The sequence below is a fragment of the Streptomyces sp. NBC_00457 genome, from assembly GCF_036014015.1.
Classification (GTDB): Bacteria; Actinomycetota; Actinomycetes; order Streptomycetales; family Streptomycetaceae; genus Streptomyces.
This window is the reverse complement of record NZ_CP107905.1, coordinates 5,665,860-5,690,035: the sequence shown is the minus strand read 5'-3', so window position 1 is coordinate 5,690,035 and position 24,176 is coordinate 5,665,860. Positions and strand designations below refer to the sequence as shown.

General features: G+C 69.4%; 25 protein-coding genes and 1 tRNA gene. 15 read left to right on the top strand and 11 right to left on the bottom strand.

Features of this window, described 5'->3' with window-relative positions; genetic code table 11:
* Positions 1-2: 2 nt before the first annotated feature.
* Positions 3-638 carry a uracil phosphoribosyltransferase gene (gene upp / locus OG828_RS25890; RefSeq protein ID WP_210582303.1) on the bottom strand — a complete coding sequence of 212 codons (636 nt, stop codon included), beginning with the start codon at positions 636-638 and terminating at the stop codon, positions 3-5.
* A 92-nt stretch (positions 639-730) separates the two neighbouring features.
* On the opposite strand from upp, the gene OG828_RS25885 reads away from it, so the two are divergent.
* The 9 genes from OG828_RS25885 (at position 731) to OG828_RS25845 (ending at position 6,225) form a co-directional block, all read left to right on the top strand.
* Complete coding sequence (locus tag OG828_RS25885) at positions 731-916, top strand: hypothetical protein (RefSeq protein ID WP_210582305.1); 186 nt, start codon at positions 731-733, stop codon at positions 914-916.
* Positions 917-1,147: 231 nt separating this feature from the next.
* Positions 1,148-1,687 carry a tRNA adenosine deaminase-associated protein gene (locus OG828_RS25880; RefSeq protein ID WP_328372179.1) on the top strand — a complete coding sequence of 180 codons (540 nt, stop codon included), beginning with the start codon at positions 1,148-1,150 and terminating at the stop codon, positions 1,685-1,687.
* 65 nt (positions 1,688-1,752) lie between these two features.
* Positions 1,753-2,235 carry a nucleoside deaminase gene (locus OG828_RS25875; RefSeq protein ID WP_328361590.1) on the top strand — a complete coding sequence of 161 codons (483 nt, stop codon included), beginning with the start codon at positions 1,753-1,755 and terminating at the stop codon, positions 2,233-2,235.
* Between the two features lie 84 nt (positions 2,236-2,319).
* Positions 2,320-2,404, top strand: a tRNA-Ser gene (locus OG828_RS25870).
* 144 nt (positions 2,405-2,548) lie between these two features.
* On the top strand, positions 2,549-2,728 hold the full coding sequence (locus OG828_RS25865; protein WP_328361587.1) for a hypothetical protein: 180 nt from the start codon (positions 2,549-2,551) through the stop codon (positions 2,726-2,728).
* The gene (locus OG828_RS25860; RefSeq protein WP_328361584.1) at positions 2,725-3,018 is read left to right on the top strand and encodes a Dabb family protein; all 294 of its coding nucleotides are present in this window, start codon (positions 2,725-2,727) and stop codon (positions 3,016-3,018) included. Before OG828_RS25865 ends, OG828_RS25860 begins: the two co-directional genes overlap by 4 nt.
* 205 nt (positions 3,019-3,223) lie before the next feature.
* Positions 3,224-4,096, top strand: a complete 873-nt coding sequence (locus OG828_RS25855) for an RNA polymerase sigma factor SigF (protein WP_328372178.1) — start codon at positions 3,224-3,226, stop codon at positions 4,094-4,096.
* A 278-nt stretch (positions 4,097-4,374) separates the two neighbouring features.
* Positions 4,375-5,277, top strand: coding sequence for an RNA polymerase sigma factor SigF (locus tag OG828_RS25850; protein WP_328361581.1), 903 nt, complete (start codon positions 4,375-4,377; stop codon positions 5,275-5,277).
* Between the two features lie 192 nt (positions 5,278-5,469).
* Positions 5,470-6,225: a hypothetical protein gene (locus OG828_RS25845; protein ID WP_328502456.1), complete on the top strand. Its 756-nt coding sequence runs from the start codon at positions 5,470-5,472 to the stop codon at positions 6,223-6,225.
* Positions 6,226-6,249: 24 nt separating this feature from the next.
* On the opposite strand, the gene OG828_RS25840 is transcribed toward OG828_RS25845, so the two are convergent.
* The gene (locus OG828_RS25840) at positions 6,250-6,444 is read right to left on the bottom strand and encodes a hypothetical protein (RefSeq protein ID WP_328361575.1); all 195 of its coding nucleotides are present in this window, start codon (positions 6,442-6,444) and stop codon (positions 6,250-6,252) included.
* A gap of 196 nt (positions 6,445-6,640) precedes the next feature.
* Here OG828_RS25840 and OG828_RS25835 point away from each other — a divergent pair, with 196 nt between their 5' ends.
* The 4 genes from OG828_RS25835 to OG828_RS25820 all read left to right on the top strand — a co-directional run bounded on the left by OG828_RS25835 (position 6,641) and on the right by OG828_RS25820 (position 11,166).
* Positions 6,641-7,144, top strand: a complete 504-nt coding sequence (locus tag OG828_RS25835; RefSeq protein WP_328502455.1) for a MarR family winged helix-turn-helix transcriptional regulator — start codon at positions 6,641-6,643, stop codon at positions 7,142-7,144.
* Positions 7,145-7,157: 13 nt separating this feature from the next.
* Entirely contained in the window at positions 7,158-9,671 is a 2,514-nt protein-coding gene (locus OG828_RS25830; protein ID WP_328502454.1) for an MFS transporter, read from the top strand.
* Positions 9,672-9,778: 107 nt separating this feature from the next.
* On the top strand, positions 9,779-10,600 hold the full coding sequence (locus tag OG828_RS25825; protein ID WP_328361567.1) for a YceI family protein: 822 nt from the start codon (positions 9,779-9,781) through the stop codon (positions 10,598-10,600).
* Positions 10,601-10,695: 95 nt separating this feature from the next.
* Positions 10,696-11,166 (top strand): PPOX class F420-dependent oxidoreductase, encoded by a 471-nt coding sequence (locus OG828_RS25820; RefSeq protein ID WP_328361564.1) that lies wholly within the window; start codon positions 10,696-10,698, stop codon positions 11,164-11,166.
* An 18-nt stretch (positions 11,167-11,184) separates the two neighbouring features.
* Here the strand turns inward: OG828_RS25820 and OG828_RS25815 are convergent, their stop codons facing one another.
* The 9 genes from OG828_RS25815 to OG828_RS25775 all read right to left on the bottom strand — a co-directional run bounded on the left by OG828_RS25815 (position 11,185) and on the right by OG828_RS25775 (position 21,738).
* The gene (locus OG828_RS25815; RefSeq protein WP_328361561.1) at positions 11,185-11,619 is read right to left on the bottom strand and encodes a VOC family protein; all 435 of its coding nucleotides are present in this window, start codon (positions 11,617-11,619) and stop codon (positions 11,185-11,187) included.
* Positions 11,620-11,664: 45 nt separating this feature from the next.
* Positions 11,665-12,435 (bottom strand): TetR/AcrR family transcriptional regulator, encoded by a 771-nt coding sequence (locus tag OG828_RS25810; protein WP_328502453.1) that lies wholly within the window; start codon positions 12,433-12,435, stop codon positions 11,665-11,667.
* A gap of 143 nt (positions 12,436-12,578) precedes the next feature.
* Entirely contained in the window at positions 12,579-14,066 is a 1,488-nt protein-coding gene (locus tag OG828_RS25805) for an MFS transporter (protein WP_328502452.1), read from the bottom strand.
* Between the two features lie 66 nt (positions 14,067-14,132).
* Positions 14,133-16,286, bottom strand: a complete 2,154-nt coding sequence (locus tag OG828_RS25800; RefSeq protein WP_328502451.1) for an ArnT family glycosyltransferase — start codon at positions 16,284-16,286, stop codon at positions 14,133-14,135.
* Positions 16,283-17,776 (bottom strand): bifunctional glycosyltransferase family 2/GtrA family protein, encoded by a 1,494-nt coding sequence (locus OG828_RS25795; RefSeq protein WP_328502450.1) that lies wholly within the window; start codon positions 17,774-17,776, stop codon positions 16,283-16,285. Before OG828_RS25795 ends, OG828_RS25800 begins: the two co-directional genes overlap by 4 nt.
* Before the next feature lie 14 nt (positions 17,777-17,790).
* Positions 17,791-19,449, bottom strand: coding sequence for a HAMP domain-containing sensor histidine kinase (locus tag OG828_RS25790; protein ID WP_328502449.1), 1,659 nt, complete (start codon positions 19,447-19,449; stop codon positions 17,791-17,793).
* A complete protein-coding gene (locus OG828_RS25785; protein WP_185806597.1) occupies positions 19,446-20,186 on the bottom strand; it encodes a response regulator transcription factor in 741 nt (246 codons plus the stop codon). The genes OG828_RS25790 and OG828_RS25785 overlap by 4 nt, the downstream gene beginning before the upstream one ends.
* A gap of 243 nt (positions 20,187-20,429) precedes the next feature.
* Complete coding sequence (locus OG828_RS25780) at positions 20,430-21,305, bottom strand: DUF2797 domain-containing protein (RefSeq protein ID WP_328502448.1); 876 nt, start codon at positions 21,303-21,305, stop codon at positions 20,430-20,432.
* A 58-nt stretch (positions 21,306-21,363) separates the two neighbouring features.
* Entirely contained in the window at positions 21,364-21,738 is a 375-nt protein-coding gene (locus OG828_RS25775; protein ID WP_328502447.1) for an HGxxPAAW family protein, read from the bottom strand.
* Positions 21,739-21,867: 129 nt separating this feature from the next.
* Between OG828_RS25775 and OG828_RS25770 the strand changes: the two genes are divergently transcribed.
* Together OG828_RS25770 and OG828_RS25765 are read left to right on the top strand one after the other, a co-directional pair.
* Positions 21,868-22,374 (top strand): MarR family winged helix-turn-helix transcriptional regulator, encoded by a 507-nt coding sequence (locus OG828_RS25770; protein ID WP_328439818.1) that lies wholly within the window; start codon positions 21,868-21,870, stop codon positions 22,372-22,374.
* Between the two features lie 202 nt (positions 22,375-22,576).
* The gene (locus OG828_RS25765; RefSeq protein WP_328502446.1) at positions 22,577-23,152 is read left to right on the top strand and encodes a hypothetical protein; all 576 of its coding nucleotides are present in this window, start codon (positions 22,577-22,579) and stop codon (positions 23,150-23,152) included.
* Positions 23,153-24,176 lie beyond the last annotated feature (1,024 nt).

Below are 24,176 nucleotides of genomic sequence, written 5' to 3'. Positions count from 1 at the left end.
GCCTACTCGGCGGCCCCGTACATCCGGTCCCCCGCGTCGCCCAGGCCCGGGACGATGTAGCCGTGCTCGTTGAGGCGCTCGTCGACCGACGCCGTCACGACCGTCACCGGCGTGCCCGCGAGCTCGCGCTCCATGAGCTCGACGCCTTCCGGCGCGGCGAGCAGCACCACGGCGGTCACATCGTCGGCGCCGCGCTTGATCAGCTCCTGGATCGCCGCGACCAGGGTGCCGCCGGTGGCCAGCATCGGGTCGAGGACGTACACCTGGCGCCCGGAGAGGTCCTCCGGCATTCGGGTGGCGTACGTGGACGCCTGGAGCGTCTCCTCGTCACGCACCATGCCCATGAAGCCCACCTCGGCTGTCGGCAGCAGCCGGACCATGCCGTCCAGCATGCCGAGACCGGCCCGCAGGATCGGCACCACCAGCGGGCGCGGGTGGGACAGCTTGACGCCGGTGGTCGAGGCGACCGGCGTGGTGATGTCGACCTGCTCGGTGCGCACGTCGCGCGTGGCCTCGTAGGCGAGCAGGGTGACCAGTTCGTCGGCGAGCCGCCGGAAGGTCGCGGAGTCGGTGCGCTGGTCGCGCAACGCGGTGAGCTTGTGGGCGACCAGAGGGTGGTCGACGACGTGGAGACGCATGGCCTAACAGTAACCGGGCCGCCGTAACCGTCGTGCTGGCATCAAACCGCCCATCAGAGGGAAAGTGGGAGGGACGTACGGGGGTGTTGCCGATGTCCGATCGTGAGTCCGGAACGGACCCGTCGCCGCGCGAGACCGACGCCGAGCGCAGGCGGCGCCGCGCGGTCTTCCTGCGCGAACTCGCCGAGGCCCGCGAGCTGCGCGACCGCGTCCAGCCCCGCCGCGCCAAGACGGCCCGCCTGCGACACGCGATGCGCATGCGCACCTTCCGCTGGTAACGCGACCCGCCTCATGGCCGCCCTCGTACGAATGCGATGCCATGGCCGCGTACGATCCCGCTGGTGGACGAGCAAAACGTGCGGACACAGGGAGCCGAAGACATCCCCTGAACGCCTTGTTTCTGCCACGATTCCGAGTGGGCGGGGGCTCGGAGTTCCGCACTCCCCGCCCGCAAACCTCCGCCGGGGGGACCCCCAACCGGCACGCCTATGACCAGTGGGAGAGTCACGGTGTACTTCGCCGCACTGCTCGCGCGCACCGAAGACGGGTGGGAAGCGAGCGACACAGAGCTCGACGATGTGGAGACCCTGTCGGATCTCGCCGACCTGGCCCGGGAGTCCTCGACCGACGACGACACGGTGCTCGTCCTGATCGAGCAGGAGGACGCCTGGTTCGGCGTCGTCCGCGTCGACGGTGAGGACGACCCTCGTATCTACGTCTCGGACGCCGCCGCCGCTGCCCGCAGCAGCTACGGCGAGATCCTGCTCACCGACGAACTGCTCGGCCGGGACCCGGGTGACGACGACGTCGCCGACCTGGACTCCCTCGATCTCGACGGCACCGAGGACGGCGAGTCGGAGGACGACGCCGACGGCGAGGACGACAGCCCCTCCGCCGCCGAGGCCGTGCCGCACGGCCCGGTCGGTGACGTACGGGTCCTCGACGACCTGGGCGTCAGCGAGAAGGAGTTGCTGACCCTGTCGGACGACGCGCTCACCGAGATCGCCGACGCGCTGGGCGCCTCGGACATCCTGGAGGCCGTCCGCTGACCGGCCGGGCCGGGGAGTCCGCCCCAGGTCCGCCGGACCCGGTACGCGACCGCTGGCGGGCCGCGATGCGGCTCGCCCTGGACGAGGCGGCACACGCGGTCCGGGGCGGAGACGTCCCCGTCGGCGCGCTGGTGCTGTCCCCGGACGGTACGACCGTGCTCGCGACCGGCCACAACGAACGCGAGGCCACCGGCGATCCGACGGCCCACGCCGAGGTGCTCGCGATCCGGCGGGCGGCGGCGAAATTGAGAGGTGCGGCGCGAAGCGCCTCCGGCAAGGGTGGTGGTGGGCGGCGGGCGGGAGAGTGGCGCCTGACGGGCTGCACGCTCGTCGTGACCCTCGAGCCCTGCACGATGTGCGCGGGCGCGATCGTCCAGTCCCGCGTGGACCGGGTCGTCTACGGCGCCCGGGACGACAAGGCGGGTGCGGCCGGCTCCCTCTGGGACGTCGTCCGCGACCGACGGCTCAACCACCGGCCCGAGGTGATCGAGGGCGTGCTCGCCGAGGAATGCGCCCGGATCCTCACCGACTTCTTCCGCGACCGCTGAGGCCGGGAATGAGGCCGGCCGCACCGTCCGGACCGGCGCATACCGATTTCAAACCACACCCCACCGTGCTGTAAGGTCTTCCCCGGTAGCGTGTCCGAGCGGCCGAAGGAGCTCGCCTCGAAAGCGAGTGTGGCGCAAGTCACCGAGGGTTCAAATCCCTCCGCTACCGCCGAAGAAGGGCCCCGTCGAGAGACGGGGCCCTTCCTGCGTCCGGAGCGTAACCCCGCAGTGATCCCCGAGCAGAGCGCGGAGGTTACACTCGCCGCCGTCAACAGGGGGCCCGCAGGGCACAGCAGGCACAGAGGAGGCCGCGGTGGCGGTGAATTCGAAGAAGGTCGCCGTCTATGTCCTCGTGGTCTTCGTGCTCTACGTGATCATCACGGATCCGTCGAAGGCCGCCGACTATGTCCAGATAGGCTTCGAGGGCATATCGGACGCCGCGAAGGCCCTCGGCGACTTCGCGTCCTGGGTCGCCAACGGAGGAGATTCATGATCCGTCATCTGGTCCTCTTCAAGCTCAACGAGGGCGTCGAGCGCGACGACCCGCGCGTGGTGAAGGGCGTGGAGATCTTCCGGGCACTCGACGGCAAGATCCCCGAGATCCGCTCCTGGGAGCTGGGCTGGAACTTCAGTGACCGGCCCATCGCGTACGACTTCGCGATCAACTCGGCGTTCGAGGACCGCGCGGCCCTGCGGACGTACGCCACGCACCCGGAGCATCAGGCGGGCGTCGCGCTGTGGGGCGAGTTCGCCACGTGGGTGATCGCCGACTATGAGTTCTGACTCTGAGTTCTGAGCCGCCGGTTCGTTTCTGAACCACCGTCTTTGAAGCCCTCCGCCGTTCCGGCGGAGGGCTTTCGTGCGTCTTATGTGCCACTTTGCCGTCAACACGTGGTTATGCGGTGCTTGCATGCAATGCACATGTCTTGTGATGCTATGACAGCTTTTGACGGATGAGACGGATGAGTTGACCGAGGAAGAGGTGGCGTTGACCGTGTCGGCCAGTACCGCGCCGCCCCAGGACGAGGCTCCCGCTCAGGCCGAGACGCCGGCTACCGAACCCGAGATCCAGGACCAGCCCCCCGCCCCCGAGAGACGCCGCGGCGCCGACACCCGGGCGCTCACGCAGGTGCTTTTCGGCGAGCTCAAGGAGCTGGAGCCGGGCACGCCGGAGCACAACCGGGTGCGCGGGGCGCTGATCGAGGCCAACCTTCCGCTCGTGCGCTACGCGGCCGCCCGCTTCCGCTCCCGCAACGAGCCCATGGAGGACGTCGTCCAGGTCGGCACCATCGGGCTCATCAACGCCATCGACCGCTTCGACCCGGACCGGGGCGTGCAGTTCCCGACCTTCGCGATGCCGACGGTCGTCGGCGAGATCAAGCGGTACTTCCGCGACAACGTCCGCACGGTCCATGTCCCGCGCCGACTGCACGAGCTGTGGGTGCAGGTCAACAGCGCGACCGAGGATCTGACGACAGCCTTCGGGCGCTCCCCGAGCACCGCCGAGATCGCCGAGCGGCTGCGCATCACGGAGGAGGAGGTGCTGTCCTGCATCGAGGCGGGACGGTCGTACCACGCCACCTCCCTGGAGGCGGCCCAGGAGGGCGACGGCCTGCCCGGACTCCTCGACCGGCTCGGCTACGAGGACCCGGCGCTGGACGGCGTCGAGCACCGCGACCTCGTCCGGCATCTGCTGGTCCAACTCCCCGAACGCGAACAGCGCATCCTGCTGCTGCGCTACTACAGCAATCTCACCCAGTCGCAAATCAGTGCGGAACTCGGCGTCTCCCAGATGCATGTTTCGCGGCTACTCGCGCGTAGCTTCCAGCGGCTGCGTTCGGCGAACAGGATCGACGCCTGAGCGGCACCGAACCGCATAGAGGATCGAGCCGTCACCGTCGCGAGCGAATCGCTCACCAGGGCGGATCCCGACAGTTCTGTGCCGAAAAACCGTCAGACCCCCTTTATCCAGGGCGGATTCGAGTCTCACATGTCGACATGTCACTACAGCGTGTTGCCGACATGTGACATTCTGCGGGAAGCGCGTTTGGCGGGGCTGCGGCTCCGGTATTCAGGTGAAGGCTGGCGTTCCTCGATGGAGCGTTCGCCACGACCGTCCCGCGACCCAAAGGGGGTGGCATGTCCGCAGACAAGGGCAGCTCGAAGGTGCTCACGCTCACAAAGAGCGAGGTAGTGCCCGAGGCGCGCGCCGCGCTCGGCCCCATCGACCAGGTGGAGATCATTCCGGCCCCGCCGGTCCCGGAGGTCCCGGCCTCGGAGACCATCGACACCCGCACCCTGTCCCGCTCCCTTTTCCTGCGGCTCGCCGCACTGGACGAGAACAGCCCCGAGCGTGCATACGTCCGGGACACGCTGATCGAGCTCAACCTCCCGCTCGTGCGGTACGCGGCGGCCCGCTTCCGCTCGCGCAACGAGCCGATGGAGGACATCGTCCAGGTCGGCACCATCGGCCTGATCAAGGCGATCGACCGCTTCGACTGCGAACGGGGCGTGGAGTTCCCGACGTTCGCGATGCCGACGGTCGTCGGCGAGATCAAGCGGTTCTTCCGTGACACGTCCTGGTCGGTCCGGGTGCCCAGGCGGCTGCAGGAGCTGCGGCTGGCCCTCACCAAGGCCAGCGACGAGCTGTCCCAGAAGCTGGACCGCTCCCCGACGGTCACCGAACTCGCCGCGGTCCTGGGCGTGTCCGAGGAGGACGTCGTCGACGGCCTCGCGGTCGGCAACGCCTACACGGCCTCCTCCCTCGACTCCCCGGCCCCCGAGGACGACGGCGGCGAGGGCTCCCTCGCGGACCGCCTCGGCTACGAGGACACCGCGCTGGAGGGCGTGGAGTACCGCGAGTCCCTCAAGCCCCTGCTCGCCAAGCTGCCGCCCCGCGAGCGCCGGATCATCATGCTGCGCTTCTTCGCCAACATGACCCAGTCGCAGATCGGCGAGGAGGTCGGCATCTCCCAGATGCACGTCTCCCGGCTGCTGACCCGGACGCTGGCACAGCTGCGCGAGGGCCTCATCTCCGACTGAGCGCTCCGCTGGTCACGCGGTTCGTTTGCCGCGGGCCGGTGGGGGCTGATCGCGCCCGCGCGGCGGAGCCGCATATAGATACAGCCCCGCGCCCCTTACGGGGCGCGGGTTCCGCAGCCGGCTTCACCAGGCGCCACCTTCAAGGGCTGTGCAGGGCTTCCTATTTGACGGAGCGTCAGCCACCATGGCGCGATGCTTCGATCGACGTGGGCGACATGGACACATGGCCGTCGGCACGCCGCCATCGGCGCGTCGGCGGCCGTCGTCTGCCTTGGCGGGATGCTGGCCGCATGCGGGGCCCAGGGCGACGGCGACGGGTACGTGGCGACCGGTTCGGCACCTCAGGCGCCCGGAAAGCCCGTGCAGCCGACCGGCGGTGTGAGCCTGGTGCCGCTCGACGACGAGACGTCCGCGCCACCCTCGAAGGGACCGGCCGACTCCCCGGGCGCGGACGGAAGTTCGAGCGCCCCCTCGTCTGAGGAACGGGAAGGGGCCACGGCGGACAGCCCCACCCCGTCCACGGAGACGGAGACAGAAGCCGAGGCCGAGGGTGAGACCGAGACCGAGGGCGCCAAGTCCCCCCGTACCCCTGCCACTTCACCGCCACCATCCAGCGGCAGCAGTCCTACGACACCCCCCGCACCCGCCGCGCTCACCTGGTCCGAGCCGGAGCGGGAGCCCACGGACAAGCGCTGGTGCGAGAAGGTGACCGTCGGCTTCCACAACTCGGGCGGAACCGCGGTGCGTTCGGGCACGGTGACTTTCGGGACGCACATCATCGGCGCGCTCGGCATCGACTGGGGGACCGTCGAGTCGGCCGAGAAGCTTCCGGCGCCGGTCGGGGCCGGCGCCCGGAAGGAGAAGACCTGGACGGTGTGCGTCGACGCCTGGCGCGTGCCGCTGGGCATGCACATCGAGACGCGGGACGTGGCCGTCCGGTGGAAGTAGGCGGTGCCCCGCCTGTGTGAAGCCCTACTTCAGCGCGAGCCACGCGACGGCGGCCACGACGGCCACCGCGACGACGACACCGAGGATCAGGCCGATGCGGGGGCCCGAGGAGGCCGCCGCCTGCCGCCGGCCCTGCGGGGCCTCGTCGACGAACGCGCGGAACATCTGGGTGTTGCCTGCGGGGTCGTGGTTGCCCTGGGGGCCCTGCGTGTTAGCCATGCCCCGAGACCCTAGCGAATCGAGGGTGGCCGCCCAAGCGGGGGCTCCGTTCCTCCCACAGAACCTTTGCGACCTGCACATTTACAGCCGCAATACTTGCCTTTGCCAAGTTTTTATGCCGGACTGACGCCGTTTCGTTTGCCTGTAGCAACCAACGTATCTATGGTTGCCCTAAGCAACGAATGCGGGAGGTGTGATGGCCGAGCAGGCGCAGTACGAGGAGCTGGCGCGCCAGTTCAGTGCCTTCGGGGCCGTGAAGCGGGAGATGGGGCGGAATCTGCCGTCCGAGTGTCCCAGCGGCTCCGCCGCCGTACTGACGCTGCTCGGACGCCACGGCGACATGCGGATGAGCAGGCTCGCCGAGCTGCTCGCCGTGGACATGTCGGTGACCAGCCGCCATGTCGCGCACGTCGCCGGGCGCGGCTGGATCGAGCGCTCCCCGGACCCGACGGACAAGCGCTCCCGCATCCTGCGCCTCACCCCCGCAGGCCAGGCACTGCTCGACGAGCTGTCCCTACGGACCGCCGAACTGCTCGCCCACCGCCTGCACGACTGGTCCGACGACGAGGTCGGCCAGCTCACCCGGCTGATGGCCCGGCTCAGGGACAGCTTCGGCGACTGCCGGACCACGTCCCGGCCGCAGGCCCCGCCCGGCCCTCCCGCACTCGACGAGACCACCCGTACACCCGCAAGCACATAAGAGAAGGAAGCTCATGGCAACGACCACACCAGCCGGTGTGCGGGCCCACGCCAAGCACGGGGGAGGCTCCGCCGACGGCGCTCCGATGACGCACTGGCAGATCATGGAGGCCCTGACGGGCCTGCTGCTCGGCATGTTCGTCGCGATCCTGTCGTCGACGATCGTCTCCAACGCCCTGCCCGACATCATCAAGGACCTCGGCGGCGGCCAGAGCGCCTACACCTGGGTCGTGACCGCGTCGCTGCTGGCGATGACCGCGTCCACCCCGCTGTGGGGCAAGCTCGCCGACCTGTTCTCCAAGAAGCTGCTGATCCAGCTGGCGCTGGTGATCTTCGTGGTGGGTTCGGCGGCGGCCGGTCTGTCGCAGAACCCGGCGATGCTGATCTCCTTCCGCGCCGTCCAGGGCATCGGCATGGGCGGTCTGTCGTCGCTGGCCCAGATCATCCTGGCGGCGATGATCTCTCCACGTGAGCGCGGGCGCTACAACGGCTACCTCGGCGCCACGTTCGCGACCGCGATGGTCGGCGGCCCGCTGATCGGCGGTGTCATCACGGACACCGACTGGCTGGGCTGGCGCTGGTGCTTCTACGTCGGTGTGCCCTTCGCCGTGATAGCCCTGATCGTGCTGCAGCGGACCCTGCATCTGCCGGTGGTCAAGCGGCGGGTCAAGGTCGACTGGGCCGGCGCCTTCTTCATCACGGCCGCGGTCTGCCTGCTGCTGGTCTGGGTCACCTTCGCCGGTGACAAGTACGACTGGGTGTCCTGGCAGACGTACGCCATGGTCGGCGGCACGCTGGCGCTGCTCGCGATCTTCATGCTGATCGAGACGAAGGCGACCGAGCCGATCATCCCGCTGCGGCTGTTCCGCAACCGTACGATCACGCTGACCTCGCTCGCCTCGCTGTTCGTCGGTATCGCGATGTTCGCCGGCACGATCTTCTTCAGCCAGTACTTCCAGCTGGCCCGGGACAAGTCGCCGACCATGTCCGGCGTCATGACCATCCCGATGATCGCCGGGCTGTTCGTCTCCTCCACCGTCTCCGGCCGGGTCATCACCCGCACCGGACGCTGGAAGGCGTGGCTGCTGGTCGGTGGCGTGCTGGTGACGGCGGGCCTGGGCCTGCTCGGCACGATCCGGTACGACACCGAGTACTGGCACGTGGGGATCTTCATGGCCATGCTGGGGCTCGGCGTCGGCATGATGATGCAGAACCTGGTGCTGGCCACGCAGAACCAGGTGGAACCGAGCGATCTCGGCGTCGCCAGCTCGGTGGTGAACTTCTTCCGCTCCCTCGGCGGTGCGGTGGGTGTCTCGGCCCTCGGCGCGGTCCTCAGCCACCGGATCACGCACTACGTCGAGAAGGGCGCCGCCGCCCTCGACCCGCAGTCCGCCGCCGCGCTCGCCGGTTCCTCCTCCACCGGCAGCATCCCGGACATGGACGCGCTGCCCGCCCCGATCCGCACGCTCATGGAGAGCTCCTACGGCCACGGCATCGCGGACGTGTTCATGTACGCGGCGCCGGTCGCGCTGCTGGCCCTGCTGTTCTCGCTGTTCATCAAGGAGGTTCCGCTGAGGACGAAGGGCGCGATGGCACAGGCGGCCGAGTCCGAGTCCGTGTCCGTGCCCGAGGAGCCTGCGACGGATCGGGCTCAGTCCGACGAGAAGGTGCCGAGCTGGGCCGTCACCGCGGACACCGAGGCCGGCCCCGACGGCACGCAGCGGCTCGCGTCCGTCGCGACGGTGGCGCCTGCGCGGGAGGGTTCCGGCGGCATCCCGGTCCGCGGCCATGTCCGCGGCGCCGAGAGCGCGCCCGTCCCGCAGGCCGCTGTCACGCTGATCTCCCTCGCCGGGCGCCAGCTGGGCCGCTCGGTCGCGCAGGGCGACGGCTCCTACGCGGTGGATGCGCCGGGCGCGGGCTCGTACGTCCTGATCGCCTCCGCCGACGGGTTCCAGCCGCAGGCGTCCACGATCATGGTGAACGGCGAGCCGGTGTCGTACGACATCCTGCTCAGCGGCACCAGCGGGCTGAACGGTGTCGTGCGGGCGGCTCAGACCACGCTCCCGGTCAAGGACGCGATGGTGATCGTCACCGATGTGCGCGGGGATCTGCTGGCCACCGGGACCACCGGTGAGCAGGGCGAGTTCGCCTTCGGCGAGCTGGTGCCGGGTGCCGTGACCGTCGCGGTGAACGCCGCCGGGTTCCGGCCGCGCGCCCTGCCCGTCGAGGTGGGCGGCACCGGGGTCACCCGGATCGAGGTCGACCTGGACGCGGGTGCCCAGCTCCAGGGTGTCGTACGGGCGCCGCACGGTCCGCTGGCCGACGCCCGCGTGACGCTGGTCGACGCGGCGGGCAACGTGGTCGGCACGGCCACGACCGGCGCGGACGGGGCGTACGCCTTCACCGACCTCGACAGCGGCGAGTACACCGTCATCGCGACGGGCTACCCGCCGGTCGCGACGGCGCTGACCGTCACCGGTCGTGGAGCCGACGCCCACGACATCGAACTCGCCCACCCGGGCGAGTAGTTCAACCCCGGCCCGCGACGGGCGCGCGCTCTGAGCGGAGGTGCGCGTTCGTCACGGGCCGGTTCGTTTGATGACCAATGTGCAAGGTTTTGCAGGGAGTTGACGGGATGGGACTGACCGCGAAGATCCGTACGCGGGACGGATGGGCCGTGTCGCACGCGGTCGTCACGGTGACCGACATGACCGGGGCGCAGGTGGTGCGGGCCGAGGCGGACGGCGAGGGGGTCGTACGGGACGCGACCGCGCTTACTCCCGGTGCGTACACCGTCATCGTCACGGCCGTCGGCTACGCGCCCGCCGCCGCGAGCGCGATCGTCACCGCGAGCGGCCGTGCCGACGTGGGCACGGTGACACTGGCGCGGCAGGGCGGCACCGAGCTGCCGCCGCCCGGGCCGTGGACCATCGACCCGGCGCACTCCAGCATCGGCGCCGTCGCCCAGCACCTGGGGATCTCCAGTGTGCACGGCCGGTTCACCGAGTTCGCGGGCCTGATCGAGGTCGCGCCCGACGACGTCTCCAAGTCCCGCGTGGAGGCGGTGATCCGGGCCGCGTCCATCGACACGGGGAACGCGATGCGGGACGGCCATCTGAAGTCCGCCGACTTCCTGGACGTGACGACGTACCCCGAGATCACCTACCGCTCGACCGGCCTGACGACGGCAGGCCCGGACCGCTGGACAGTCCACGGCGAACTGGGCCTGCACGGCGTCATACGCCCCGTCGACCTCGACCTCGCCTACCTCGGCACCGGCGCGGACCCCTGGGGCGGCACCCGAGCCGCCTTCCGCGCCACGACCCGACTCCAGCGCGAGGACTTCGCCATGTACTACAACGAGGTGGTCCAGGCGGGCATAGCGGCGATCGGCACGACCCTGAAGGTGGAGCTGGACATCCAGGCGGTACAGGGCGAGTCACTGCCGCAGCTGTAAGCGCCCCGAAGGGGCGCGGGGAACTGCGCGACAAGCCCCCACCGGCCCGCAGCCGAACGAGCCGCCCACCCAGCGGAACCCCTAGGCTGCGCCTCATGGCACCGAACATCGCGACCAACACCCCCGTATCACTCGAAGACCTCCTCGAGTTCGTACGCCCCCGCCACCGCGCCATCCTCCTGACCCGCCGAGCCGACGGCAGTCCCCAGGCCTCGCCGCTGACCTGCGGTGTCGACGACTCGGGCCGGATCGTCGTGTCGACCTACCCCGAGCGGGCCAAGACCCGTAACGCCAAGCGGGACGAGCGGGTCAGCCTCCTCGTCCTGTCCGACGACTGGAACGGACCCTGGGTCCAGATCGACGGCACCGCGGAAGTGATCGACTCCCCCGACTCCGTCGAGCCGCTCGTCGAGTACTACCGCAACATCGCCGGCGAGCACCCCGACTGGGACGAGTACCGGGCGGCCATGATCAAGCAGGGCAAGTCGATCATCCGGGTCACACCGGTGCGGTGGGGTCCGGTGGCGACGGGCGGCTTCCCGGCGCGGCTGGTCAGCGAGGAGTAGGACTCACAGACTTGCGGCTCACTCGGAGGTCGCGGCGACGCAGAACTCGTTGCCCTCCGGGTCGGCCATCACTATGTGGTGACCCTCGAACTCCTCCTGCACGCTCCCGCCCGCCTTCACCAGCCGCTCGGCCTCGGCTCTGATCCGGGCCCAGCGCTCCTCGGGGCTGCCGTGTCCCGGTACCCGGATGTCCATGTGCAGGCGGTTCTTGGCCGTCTTCGGCTCGGGAACCTTGAGGATGGAGAGGTGAGGGCCGACACCGTCCGGATCGCAGAGCCACGCGCCGTCGTCCACGGACTCGTCCTCCGGAAGCTCGAAGCTCGCGAACCACTCCTCGCGGGTGGCGAAGGGAGCGGGCGGCGGCTCATCCACATAGCCCAGCGCCGTCTTCCAGAACTCGGCGAGAAGCCGCGCGTCCGCGCAGTCGAGCGTCAGAGTGATTCGGGCTGCCATGAAAAGACCGTACTGCCCACCACTGACAACGGCGTCCAGGTCCGTCTAGCTCCTGTCCGCCGCCTTGACCATTGCCTCGATCCCCGCAATCAGCAGATCCAGCGCGAACGCGAAGTCCCGCTCCCGCATCTCCTCCACGGTGTCGCCCCCGCGGGCCGCCATGATGTCCTCGGACTCCTTGATGACCTCGGCGGCCTCCGGGGCCTGGGTCACCGCGCTCATCGCGTGCCGGAAGTAGTCGTCCTGGGTCATGCCGGCGTCCGCGCAACGGGCGATGAAGTGGCCCTCGATCGTGCCGTAGCCGTACACGAACTGGAAGACGGCGGAGATGGCGCCGGTGAGTCCCCGCGGGGGCAGCCCGGTCCTGCGGATGACGCGCTGGATGACCCGGGAGAACGCGAGCGAGTTGGGGCCGATGTTGAGGAACGTCCCGGCGAGCGGCGACAGCCACGGATGCCGCACCAGCAGCCCCCGGTACTCCCGGGCCAACGTCCGCAGCTGATCCCGCCAGTCCTCGTCCTCGGCATCCGCGTCGGGCAGCCGCAACTCACCGAAGGCCGCGTCCAGGGCGAGTTCGAGCAGGTCGTCCTTGGTGTCGACGTACCAGTACACCGACATCGCCGTGACATTCAGCTCCCCGGCCAGCCGCCGCATGGAGAACTTGCCCAGCCCTTCGGCATCCAGCAGCCGCACGGTGACCTCGGTGATCCGCTCCCGGTCGAGCCCAGAGGGCTGCCTCCCGCCCCGCCCACCCCGGCGTGCCTTCCCCTCCAGCCAGACACTGGTCCGAGCCGAACGCTGGACGGACTTAGCCATGGAGCACCTTCCTGAGCTTCTTGCTGCCGGTCGCGCTGAAGCGCCCCTTCAGGGGCGCGGGGCTGTGTCGATATGCGGCTCCGCCGCGCGGGCGCGATCAACCACGTACAACCCGCACTCGCGAGACGACCGCACCGCCCGGGCTAATGCGCACCCACCACCTCCGAGTCTGCCCTTTCCGCACGTCGCAACAACGCAGCCGCGACCACCCCACCCAGCAACACAGCCAACGCCCCCACCAACTGGCTGGTCTCCAGCCCAGAAGAAAACGCCTCCGTAATACGCGCTCTCTCCTCCCCAGACCCCGCCGAAGCCAACGCCGCCGGCAACGAGGACCCGGCCACAGAAATCAACGCGGCAAAGCGCGAGTTGAGCACGGCCCCGAGCACAGCCACCCCGAGCCCGTTCCCGAACTCCGCGAGCGTGCCGTTGATCCCCGCACCGACTCCCGCCTTCTCCCGGGGAATCGCACTCATGATGGCGTGCGCCATCACCGGGTTGGCCACCGCACACCCCGCCCCGATCAGCAGCAACCCGAGCAACGTCCCGGCATAACCGCCGGAGGCCAACGTGGCGATGGACACCAGTCCCGCCGACATCAGCACCATCCCCAGCAGGATGGACACCGGCGTCCCCAGCTTCGCCGTCCACTTCGCCGACAGCCCGGTGAAGTTCAGCGCCACCACGGTCAGCGCGAGCGGCGCCGTACGCAGCCCCGCCTCCAGCGCGTCGTACCCCAGCACGAACTGCAGATGCTGCGTCAGCAGGAACAGCGCCCCGCCCATCCCGAAGGTGATCAGCACCGCCCCCGCGACCGCGCCCGTGAACCGCCGGTCCCGGAAGAAGTGCAGGTCGAGCATCGGGTACGGGATCTTGCTCTCCCAGTACGCGAACACGGCCAGCACCACCACGGCCAGCGCACCCGTGCCCAGCACCCGCCCGGACGTCCACCCGTGCTCGGGCCCGGAGATGATCGCGAACACCAGCGAGGACATACCGATCGTGGACAGCAGCGCACCCAGCAGGTCGGGCCGGTCGCCGCGCGGATTCTTTGACTCGGGGACCAGTGCGATCACGGCGGCGAGGCCCAGCGCGGCGACCGGCAGGTTGATCAGGAAGATCGCGCCCCACCAGAAGTGGTTCAGCATGAACCCGCCCAGCAGCGGTCCCACCGCGAATCCGAGCGCGTTGACGGCGCTCCAGATGCCGATCGCCTTGGGGTGCTCCTCCGGCGCGAAGATCTGCATGGCCACGGCGAGGGTCGTGGTCAGCAGCAGCGCACCGCCCACGCCCATGCCGGCCCGCGCCGCGATCAACTGCTCGGTGGAATCGGCGAGTCCGGCCGCCAGCGAGCCGATGCCGAACAGGGTCAGTCCCGCGATCAGCATCTTCTTACGGCCGTAGCGGTCGGCCGCGCTGCCCGCGGTCAGCAGCAGGCCCGACTGCACGAGCGAGTAGGCGTTGATCATCCACTGGATGTCGGAGGTGGCGGCGCCCAGCTCCGTGGTGAGCGAGGGGATCGCCACGTTCAGCACGGTGTTGTCGAGCAGCACGGTGAGCTGGGCGAGACAGATGACGCCGAGGATCAGCCAGCGCTGGGGATGGCCCTGAGGGGACGGGGACGTGGTCATGCTTTACACCGTAGAACAGTTCCTATACGGCGTACAACATGACCACGTCCCAGCCGAGCGTCAGCGTCAGCTGCTGCTCGCCGCCTGCGTCAGGTCGTACAAGGTCGACGAACCGGCCGTCACCTTCGTGAAGTTGGCCTCGACCCACTCCGTGATCTGCGAGGACGTACCGCTGCTGCTGCCGCCCATGCCACCGCCGCCGGAGCCGCTGGAGATGAAGTAGTGGATCTTGCCGTCGGTCACGTACTGCTTGAACTGGGCCAGCGTCGGCGACGGGTCCGTGCCGTTGAAGCCGCCGATCGCCATGACGGGTTCGCCGGTGGAGAGCTGGTAACTCGCCGCGTTCTGGGCGCCGATGGCCGCGGCGGCCCAGGTGTAGTCCCCGGCGTTCGTCGCCAGCAGCTTCTTGGCCTCGGCGGAGACGCTGGCGCCGTTGAGCAGGCCACCGGCGCCGCCGCCACCGCCCATGCCGCCCTCGCCCGTCTGCCCGCCGGGCATGCCGCCCTGCTGGTTCTGGCCCTGCGTGTTGCCGTTGCCGTTCTGGCCCGGCATGCCGCCGGTCGGGGGCCGGCCCATGCCGCCGCCCTGCTGACCCTGGCCCTGGCCCTGCGTGTTGCCGTTGCCGTTCTGGCCCGGCATCCCGCCGCCCATGCCGCCGCCACCGCGACCTCCGCCGCCGCCCATCATGCTCGCCCCGGCCGGACCGGCCGTGACGATGGAGCCGGTGTGGCCCTCCTGGAGCGTGCTGATGGTGTACGCCGTCGGACCGGCGACGGCCGCGACGAAGCTCAACCCGGCTGCCGCGAGGGCCAGTTGACGGCCCAGCTTGGCGACGAAGATCAGGCCGAGGGCGCCGACGAGGCCGCCGACCAGGACCAGCCACTTCAGCCACGGGAGGTAGTCCGGCGTGCGGTTGAGCAGGACGTAACCCCAGGCGGCACTCGCCACGACCGCGGACGCGAGGGCGAGCGAGGCCCACATCTCGCGCCGCTTCTCCCACAGGGTCGCCGCGCCCATGCCGATCACGGCCGCCATGTAGGGGGCGAGGGCCACCGTGTAGTACTGGTGGAAGATGCCGGCCATGTAGCTGAAGACGGCCATGGTGATCAGCAGCGAGCCGCCCCAGACCAGGAACGAACCACGGGTCACGGACGTGCGCTTGAGTTTGCGTGTGGCCACCAGGCCCGCGATCAGCAGGATCAGGGCTGCCGGGAGCAGCCAGGAGATCTGGCCGCCGATCTCGGAGTTGAACATCCGGTCCCAGCCGGTCTCACCCCACTGTCCGGTGCCGCCTCCTCCGCCACCGCCGCCGACGCTGCCGGTCTCCTCGCCGTTCAGCCGGCCGAGGCCGTTGTAGCCGAAGGTCAGCTCGAGGAAGCTGTTGTTCTGCGAGCCGCCGATGTACGGGCGCGAGGACGCGGGCCACAGCTCGACGATCGCGACCCACCAGCCGCCGGAGACGACGATCGCGACCGTCGCCAGCGCCAGCTGGACGAGCCGCTTCCTCACCTTCACCGGCGCGCAGACCGCGTAGACGATCGCGAGCGGCGGCAGGATCAGGAAGGCCTGCAACGTCTTGGCCAGGAACGCGAAGCCGATCGCGACTCCCGCCCACATCAGCCACTTCGTACGGCCGTCCTCCAGCGCCCGCACGACGAAGTAGCAGGCGACCGCCATCAGCAGCGCCAGCATCGCGTCCGGGTTGTTGAACCGGAACATCAGCGCCGCTACGGGGGTGAGCGCGAGCACGACGCCCGCGATCAGACCGGCCGCAGGGCTGAACCGGCGGCGTACGGACGCGTAGACGACGGCGACCGTGCCGACGCCCATGAGGACCTCGGGGGCCAGGATCGCCCACGAGCTGAGGCCGAAGAGGCGGACCGACAGGGCCATCGGCCACAGCGCGGCCGGGGGCTTGTCGACGGTGATGGCGTTGGCCGCGTCCAGCGAGCCGAAGAAGAAGGCCTTCCAGGACTGGCTGCCGGCCTGGACGGCCGCGGAGTAGAAGGAGTTGGCGTAGCCGGAGGAGCTCAGGTTGTAGAAGTAGAGCGCCGCGGTGGCGAGCAGCAGGCCCCAGAACGCCGGGCGCACCCAGCGGGGGTCCTCGGGCCGGCCGCGCCACAGTCTCCGTACGAACGGCTGCTTCGGTTCACCGGCCGCCGGCACCGGTGGAGCGATGGGCTCCGTGACGGCCGTATCGGCTGTGTAGTAGGTGGTCATCGTCGGTTCCTCGGATCGGTGTCGGTGGGACGGAGGGGCTGCAGTTGGAGGGTCGCGTCCCTCCAGGAGCGGTCCGCGGCTTCACCGGCGCGGAACTGGGTGGCGTCGTACGGGGTGCCGTACGGGTTGTCGTACGGGTTGTCGTACGGGTTGTCGTACGGGTTGTCGTACGAGGTATCGAACGGAATGTCGTACGGGGTGTTCGGTGCCGGCGTGTGCGAGGCGACCACGGTCGACGGGCGGTCGTCGTCGCGCCGGTCCGGGAAGACCCACGCGCGGAAGAGCAGGAAGCGCAGCACCGTCGCCGCGAGGTTGGCGGCGACGAGGACCGCCAGTTCGGTGGTGTGCCCGGGGTCGCTGGACGCCGCGTTCAGGGCGGCGAGCGAACCGCTGGTCAGGATCAGGCCGATACCGAAGACGACCAGGCCCTGCGCCTGGTGCTTGACGGCGTCGCCACGGCCGCGCACCCCGAAGGTCAGCCGGCGGTTGGCCGCCGTGTTGGCGATCGCGGAGACCAACAGGGCCAGCGCGTTGGCGATCTGTGAGCCGGAGAACTGCCGGAACACGGTGTAGAGGAGGAGGTAGAAGAGCGTCGACAGACCGCCCACGACGCAGAAGCCGACGAGCTGGCGGGCCAGCCCCTTGGGTACGTCCTGGATCTCACGGTCCCGCGGGTCGTCGCCGAACGGCCGGGCGAGCCGGTCCAGCGGCAGCGAACCGCCGGCCAGGGCCTTGCCCACCCGCCACACGCCCTTGAGGTCGTCGGTCGCCGTCTTCACGATGTGCACGGTGGAGTCGGGATCGTCGACCCAGTCGACGGGCACTTCGTGGATACGGAGGCCCGCGCGCTCGGCGAGCACCAGCATCTCGGTGTCGAAGAACCAGCCGGTGTCCTCGACGAGGGGCAGCAGCACCTGGGCCACATCCCGCCGGATCGCCTTGAACCCGCACTGGGCGTCGGAGAAGCGGGCCTGGAGCGAGCCGCGGAGGATGAGGTTGTACGTGCGGCTGATGAACTCCCGCTTGGCGCCGCGCACGACGCGGGAACTCCGGCTGAGCCGGGAGCCGATCGCGAGGTCCGAGTGACCCGAGATCAGCGGCGCCACCAGCGGAAGCAGCGCGTTGAGGTCGGTGGACAGGTCGACGTCCATGTAGGCGAGGATCGGCGCGTCCGAGGCGGACCACACGGTGCGCAGGGCCCGACCACGGCCCTTCTGCTCCAGCCGGAACGACCGCACTTCCGCGAGCTCCGCCTCCAGCCGGGACGCCACCTGCGGGGTGGTGTCGGTGGAGGCGTTGTCCGCGATCGTGATGCGGAAGGCGTACGGGAAGGTGCTCTTGAGGTGCTGATGGAGTCTCAGCACACACGGCTGGAGGTCCTTCTCCTCGTTGTAGACGGGGATCACTACGTCCAGGACAGGCGTACCGGCATCTCCGGCCGGGAGGTGCTCCCGCGCCGGCAGGGAGCCGGGAGAAGAGTCGGTTCGCATGGAACCGACTCTTCTCAAGCCCGCTGTTGCATCGGTGTGGTGGGACTGTGCTGTGCCTGTGAGTGCAGTTGCCAGTTCGTTTCGGGCGACGGACGGGGCGTCTGCGGGGCGAGCGCCGGCAGATGCACCGTGAAGACCGTGCGTCCCGGGACGCTGTCCACGGTCACCGCACCCTCGTGCGCGGTGGCGACGGCCTGCACGATGGCGAGCCCCAGACCGGTCGAGCCGGAGGCACGGGAGCGCGACGAGTCACCGCGCGCGAACCGTTCGAAGACACGCGGCAGCAAATCGGACGGGATGCCCTGGCCGTTGTCCTCGACGTCCACACACATCCAGGGCCCGCGCCGCTGAATCCGCGCGGTGACCGTCGTACCCGGCGGGGTGTGCTTGCGCGCGTTGCCGAGCAGGTTGATGAGCACCTGCTGGAGCCGCGCCGCGTCCCCGGAGACGAGGGCGGGTTCGTCGGGCAGGTCGAGCCGCCAGTTGTGGTCCATGCCGGCCGCGCGGGCGTCGCTGATGGTGTCGACGACCAGCGGGATGAGGTCGGTCTGCTCGAACTGCAACGGCCGTCCGGCATCCAGACGCGCGAGCAGCAGCAGGTCTTCGACGAGCAGGGTCATCCGGCCAGCCTCGGACTCGATCCGTCCAAGCGCGTGCCGGGTGTCCGGCCCGACCTCTTCCCTGCCGCGTCTGGTCAGCTCGGCGTACCCCCGGATGGAGGCGAGCGGCGTCCTGAGCTCATGGCTGGCGTCCGCGACGAACTGCCGCACCCGCATCTCACTCTGCTGCCGTGAGTGCAACGCCCCATGCACATGGTTCAGCATCCTGTTGAGCGCCGCCCCGACCTGCCCGACCTCGGTATGCGGGTCCGTCTCCGACTCGGGGACACGCTCGCTGAGGTTGACCTCGCCGGTGTGGAGGGGGAGTTCGGAGACGCGGGTGGCTGTGGCGGCTACCTTGCGGAGGGGGCGGGTGGCTACGCCGACGAGGACGGAGCTCGCTATGCCGGCAGCTATGAGGCCGGCGCCGGTGACGCTGACTTCGACGAGGATGAGCGTGTTGACGGTGCTGGTGACCGTGTCGGTCGGCAGGGCGACGTAGTAGGAAGCGGAGCCGTCGACGCTCTTGACGTACTGCACGCGGTAGTCACCGAGGTCGGGAAGGGTCACGGTGTGCGGCTTGCCGTCCTGGGAAACCTCGTTGAGCACGGTCATCTGGGCATCGTTGAGCGCGACGTCGTCCATGTCCCTGAGGTAGTCGCCATCGTCGGAGGAGACCTGCTCGGCGATGACCGCTCGGGTGACCGTGCCGTTGGTGCCGACCTGGGCGGCGATGGTGTTCGCCTGCGTCGGCCCTTTGGTGACGAACTCCTCGAGCCGGTCCGTCGTCGAGGAACTGTCCGCTCCCGAGCCGTTCGCCCCCTGATCGCCCGCGCCCGGCCCCGCACCGGGCAGCTTCTTGGGCGCCGAGATGCGCTTGCTGGCCTCGTTCACCTGCCCGTCCAGCTCCTGGTACAGATGCGAACGCAGAGCCAGCGTCGTCACGGTCCCGATCACCGCACACACCACCGCGATCAACACCACGGACGCGACGACAAGCCGCGTCCGCAGGGTGCGCGGCTGCCCCATCCGCCGCTGCCGCTTCTGCGCACGCGGCCGTCGTCGCCCGCTCATGAAGCCGCGGGCTTGATCAGATAACCGGCACCGCGCCGGGTGTGGATCATCGGCTCCCGCCCGGCGTCTATCTTCCGCCGCAGATACGAGATGTACAGCTCGACGACGTTCGCCTGCCCGCCGAAGTCGTACGACCAGACCCGGTCAAGGATCTGCGCCTTGCTGAGCACCCGCCGGGGATTGCGCATGAGGAACCGCAGCAGCTCGAACTCGGTGGCCGTGAGATGGATGTTGTCGCCGGCCCGGCTCACCTCGTGGCTGTCCTCGTCGAGCGTGAGGTCCCCGACGACGAGCACGGAGTCGGAGCGGCGGTCGGCGGCACCGGAGCGGCGGATCAGCCCCCGCAGCCGGGCGACGACCTCCTCCAGACTGAACGGCTTGGTGACGTAGTCGTCCCCGCCCGCGGTGAGCCCGGCGATCCGGTCCTCGACCGCGTCCTTCGCGGTCAGGAACAGAACGGGAACGTCCGGCAGCTCCCGCCGCAACCGCCCGAGCACGGCGAGCCCGTCCATGTCGGGCAGCATCATGTCGAGAACGACGGCGTCCGGCCGGAACTCCCGCGCGGTCTGAACGGCACCCTGGCCGTCCCCCGCACTGCGGATCTGCCAGCCTTCATAGCGAAGAGCCATGGACAACAGCTCGGTGATCGACAGCTCGTCGTCCACCACAAGCACTCGGACGGGGCTCCCGTCCGGCCTCAGCAGTTCGGTGCGCCCCTGGGGCGAGGTCGTGGTCATAGCAGGTACCTTGTCGGGCCCCTCTTAGAGCACCCTTTCTGGAACCTGTGATTTTCCTGAGAAACGCACAGGTACCTCTCAGGGAGCGCCTGGGAATCTCCAGAGGACCCCAGCAACGGCTGAGCGTCACCGCGGGCAGCCACTGAGCCTCACACCCGGCGGGGTCACACACCGACACCGCCCGACACCCACCGACACCGCCCTTCAGAACAACGAGTCAGAACAACCCGTCAGAACAACCCCTTAGAACAACCCGTCCTGGACAGTCACCTCCACCGTCTTGAACTCCCTGACCGGCACGGTGAGTTCATCACTCGCCACCGGCACCAGCTGCCACCCGGTCATCACCCGCGTGTCCAGCACGACGACCCGGCCCCCGTTCTCCAGATGCAGATCGGGCCCCGCGGCTGCCACGAGCCGCCCGCTGACGACCCCGCCCGGGACGAGCTCGCGCACCTCACCGACAGGATCCGGAAGGCCGACGAGCCCGAACACCTCGGTGTGGTCGACGGGCCGATACGGCTCACGGACCAGCGACTCCGGCCACCCGCCCAGCGCCACCGCCCGCGCATGCAACTCGCCGAGCTCGGCGGCCCGCTCCTCGGCCGTCCCCGGCAGGCCCGACCGCACGGCCCGCTTGTCGCCGTACGGAATCCGATCCGGCACCCGGAGTGCGGCGCGCAGCAGCTCCTCAGTACGCCGCGCGGCCATCAGCGGCCCGAGCCCCAGCCAGCTGAAGCACACGGCCCCCTGCTCCAACAGCCGCGCGGACCCACGCTCTTCGGCGGTGATCCCGACCTTCACCATCCCTGGCCCGAACCAGGCCAGATATACGTGATACGGCCGCGGATCGTCGGCCATCGTGTCGGCGGCCACGGAGTGCGCCCGGTCCAGCCGCGCACACTCCTCGCACCGTGCCCCCGTACTCCGCCCCGGCACGCCCGCCCGTACCGGACACGCATTCCCCCGTGCTCCCACACACTCCCGAACACCCCCGTCCGCGACCCCGAAGGCCACCCGTTTCCCCCTGGTCAGCGCACTACGCCACCCACCGTCCCACACGAGCACGGGACCACCCGCCGCCCACCGCAGCCCCGAGCACTTCCATGCTTGTGCCATCGCCTACGACTGTAAGGGCAGCCACTGACAACGCCGTTCGGCCAAGATCCGACCGCGCTCAGCCCACGGACTCGACAGCGGCGGCACCCTCGGGCTCCCCGACCGCGGCAACAGGCGTGGCCACTGCAGCGGTACGCCGCCCCCGCCCCGCCAGCCGGCACCCCAGGCACCCGGCGTGCCCCTCACGCGCCGCCGAATCCCGAACCCGCATCCCCCACTGCTCCCGGGGCCTGCGCCCGGGCGGCTTGCCCCACCCGGCGAGATGCAGCACCCAGGTGACAAGGACGCTCACGACCCCAACCGCCAGCCCGACCGCCATCAAAGCGGCCGAGACCGCACACACCCCCACCCCCACCACAACCGCCCCGACGGACGCGACGCCGAATCCGGTCCATCCCGCGACCGTATGGCCCTCGTCATACTGTGCGCTCACGTACCTGCCTCCTTCTTGGGCAGCGGACGTCCGCTGTATGGGCGAGGATGGATCCTCATGAAATATCCCTCACCCCGTAAGAAATTTAGCACCTAAACATCTCACGCACTAAGGAAACAGGGAACTGCGATGTCAGCCAAGCCGCGCCCGACCGCCACCCCGGCCCAGGCCCTGTCAGCGATGGACTCCCTGATCGCCACCCACCTGCTGGGTCAGCAGGAAATGGCCCAGCGGCTGGGCCTGAACGTCACCGACCTCCTCTGCTTCGCCTGCGTCCTCAAGGCCGGCGACAACCTCCTCACCGCGGGCGACCTCGCAGAACACGCCCACGTCACCACCGGCGCCGCCACCGGCATCATCAACCGCCTGGAACGCGCCGGCTTCATCACCCGCCGCCCCGACCCCACCGACCGCCGCCGCGTCCGCCTGGCCGCGGTCCCCGCCGCCGTCACCCGCGTCGAGGCCCTCTACGGCCCCTACTACGCCCGCCTCCACACCCTCTTCGCCGACTACTCCGCCGCCGAAATCGCCGTACTGAACGACTGGTTCACCCGCACGACCGGTCTGGCGCTGGAGTACATCGAGGAGCTGCGCGAACTCCACGGCTCACCACCGCCCCAACGCCCGCGGTCATGATTGGCGGCATCGCACGGTGTCACGGCTCGCGCGGAATGACCTGACGAGGGCAGGCGTCGTACGGCGAACCGCACCCCGTTGGTAGGGCTGGCTACACCTTCGATACGGGAGGCTGCGTCCTCGTTTCGCGGAGCCTCTGACGGGATCGTTGACGCAGCTGATCACCGAGTCTCAACGGTCCCTGCCCGGAAGGAACTTCCCCATGAAGTCGCTGCGTTCGCCGAACCAGGAGATGGCGTACGAGCCGAGCGCCGCGAAGCTGGGGCCGACGGGCGAGGAGGAGAGCGCAATCCGCATCGCGGGCGCCCCCGGTCCGTTCGCATCCTTCGTCCGTTTCGTGGTGTGCGGAGGCGGCGTCGGCGTCCTTTCCAGCGCGGCGGTGCCGCTGACGGCAACACTCATGCCCTGGACACTGGCGAACGCGCTCATCACAGTCGCCTCAACCCTCCTCTGCACCGAACTCCACGCCCTGTTCACGTTCGGCACCGGACACCGCCCCGGCCTGCGCCGCCACCTCCAGTCAGCAGGCTCAGCCACGGCCGCGTACGCGGTGACGTCCACCGCGATACTCACCCTCCACACGGTCCAGCCCTCACCCACGCTCCTCTGGGAACAGACCATCTACCTGACCGCCGCCGGCCTCGCCGGAATCGGCCGCTTCTTGGTGCTGCGCCTGTTCGTCTTCAACCCGGCCCGGAGGAACCCGAGTCCGGCCCAGCACGCCGCACCAAACACGAACCGACGCACCACCCCACTGCCTTACTGCACAGCAGCCTGATCCCGTAACCGTCGTAGCTCTACGCGCGCGGCCGTGATCGATCCGAACGTGACTGCCTGTGTGCTCTTCCCTCCGGACGCCGAGCCCCCGCCGCAGCCCAGCTGACTAGGGAAGCAAGGTTTTCACAAGGTGCCCGTCCACCTGCGCGCCCCATCGTGGGCGACGACCAGTGGCACCGAGGGGACGGGGGGCCCTTTTGACTTCCCTATCCACCCAGCGGATCCGGCCAGTGGGCCGTTCGACCACGAACGGAGCTCGGGAGACCCGAAGGGAAGGAATCAATCATGCGTAGATTCATAAGGCCACGGCATGGTGCCGCGTTGGCTTCTGTCGCGGCTGTCGGTGCGGCACTGCTCTCAGGTCCTCCGGCAGCCGCAGCGCAGCCGGTCAACACCGTCCTGAACACAGGAACGGTCCCCATCGGGGCCCTCAGGTCCTTGAGTGGCCCTCACCAGCACGGGACCTACGACGACCTGATTCCAGCCGGGATGTATTCGGGCTACCCGTTCACCGCGGGCGTCTGGATCGGAGATGGGTACTGCGTGAGGTTTCGCCACGTGGACTCTGATGGGGATACTTCTGATCCCTATCTCAGGCAGGGTCCACGGACGGAACCCCTTGCCAGTGGCGTCAGGTACGAAATGAGGGCAATACGGAAACCCAATTCCCTCTGTGACCACCCGTAGTCGAGCGCCAAGGCCAAGTTGTTCTTTCTTGGCCTCGAACGCCACGCTGAATAGGGGCCCCTCCGCCCTGTCCAGTCCTGGCTGCCCTGTGTTCCCACGGTCCCCGCCGTATCAGGCACGGATGGGGCACGGGCAGCTCATGGTCCGTACTGCAATGCGGTGTGCGCCAGGCGGTCAGGCGCGGCGCCAGGCTTCGAAGAATCGCCCACGGTCCTGTGACCTTTCGAACTGTCGCCGACGGTTGCGTCCAGGGAAGTGGTGTACGGGTTCGACCTGATCCGGGGGTTTGCTCCGGCGTTGGGATGGTGCCACGGTCACGAACTGAGCCGATGACCTCT

What these genes read in the sequence shown, in the direction of transcription:
- OG828_RS25780 (WP_328502448.1), bottom strand. Translation starts at nt 21,305, where the DNA reads ATGGCACAAGCATGGAAGTGCTCGGGGCTGCGGTGGGCGGCGGGTGGT.
- upp (WP_210582303.1), bottom strand. Translation starts at nt 638, where the DNA reads ATGCGTCTCCACGTCGTCGACCACCCTCTGGTCGCCCACAAGCTCACC.
- OG828_RS25830 (WP_328502454.1), top strand. Translation starts at nt 7,158, where the DNA reads ATGGCAACGACCACACCAGCCGGTGTGCGGGCCCACGCCAAGCACGGG.
- OG828_RS25820 (WP_328361564.1), top strand. Translation starts at nt 10,696, where the DNA reads ATGGCACCGAACATCGCGACCAACACCCCCGTATCACTCGAAGACCTC.
- OG828_RS25805 (WP_328502452.1), bottom strand. Translation starts at nt 14,066, where the DNA reads ATGACCACGTCCCCGTCCCCTCAGGGCCATCCCCAGCGCTGGCTGATC.
- OG828_RS25825 (WP_328361567.1), top strand. Translation starts at nt 9,779, where the DNA reads ATGGGACTGACCGCGAAGATCCGTACGCGGGACGGATGGGCCGTGTCG.
- OG828_RS25795 (WP_328502450.1), bottom strand. Translation starts at nt 17,776, where the DNA reads ATGCGAACCGACTCTTCTCCCGGCTCCCTGCCGGCGCGGGAGCACCTC.
- OG828_RS25800 (WP_328502451.1), bottom strand. Translation starts at nt 16,286, where the DNA reads ATGACCACCTACTACACAGCCGATACGGCCGTCACGGAGCCCATCGCT.
- OG828_RS25815 (WP_328361561.1), bottom strand. Translation starts at nt 11,619, where the DNA reads ATGGCAGCCCGAATCACTCTGACGCTCGACTGCGCGGACGCGCGGCTT.
- OG828_RS25790 (WP_328502449.1), bottom strand. Translation starts at nt 19,449, where the DNA reads ATGAGCGGGCGACGACGGCCGCGTGCGCAGAAGCGGCAGCGGCGGATG.
- OG828_RS25860 (WP_328361584.1), top strand. Translation starts at nt 2,725, where the DNA reads ATGATCCGTCATCTGGTCCTCTTCAAGCTCAACGAGGGCGTCGAGCGC.
- OG828_RS25840 (WP_328361575.1), bottom strand. Translation starts at nt 6,444, where the DNA reads ATGGCTAACACGCAGGGCCCCCAGGGCAACCACGACCCCGCAGGCAAC.
- OG828_RS25845 (WP_328502456.1), top strand. Translation starts at nt 5,470, where the DNA reads ATGCTTCGATCGACGTGGGCGACATGGACACATGGCCGTCGGCACGCC.
- OG828_RS25765 (WP_328502446.1), top strand. Translation starts at nt 22,577, where the DNA reads ATGAAGTCGCTGCGTTCGCCGAACCAGGAGATGGCGTACGAGCCGAGC.
- OG828_RS25875 (WP_328361590.1), top strand. Translation starts at nt 1,753, where the DNA reads ATGCGGCTCGCCCTGGACGAGGCGGCACACGCGGTCCGGGGCGGAGAC.
- OG828_RS25850 (WP_328361581.1), top strand. Translation starts at nt 4,375, where the DNA reads ATGTCCGCAGACAAGGGCAGCTCGAAGGTGCTCACGCTCACAAAGAGC.
- OG828_RS25835 (WP_328502455.1), top strand. Translation starts at nt 6,641, where the DNA reads ATGGCCGAGCAGGCGCAGTACGAGGAGCTGGCGCGCCAGTTCAGTGCC.
- OG828_RS25810 (WP_328502453.1), bottom strand. Translation starts at nt 12,435, where the DNA reads ATGGCTAAGTCCGTCCAGCGTTCGGCTCGGACCAGTGTCTGGCTGGAG.
- OG828_RS25785 (WP_185806597.1), bottom strand. Translation starts at nt 20,186, where the DNA reads ATGACCACGACCTCGCCCCAGGGGCGCACCGAACTGCTGAGGCCGGAC.
- OG828_RS25885 (WP_210582305.1), top strand. Translation starts at nt 731, where the DNA reads ATGTCCGATCGTGAGTCCGGAACGGACCCGTCGCCGCGCGAGACCGAC.
- OG828_RS25770 (WP_328439818.1), top strand. Translation starts at nt 21,868, where the DNA reads ATGTCAGCCAAGCCGCGCCCGACCGCCACCCCGGCCCAGGCCCTGTCA.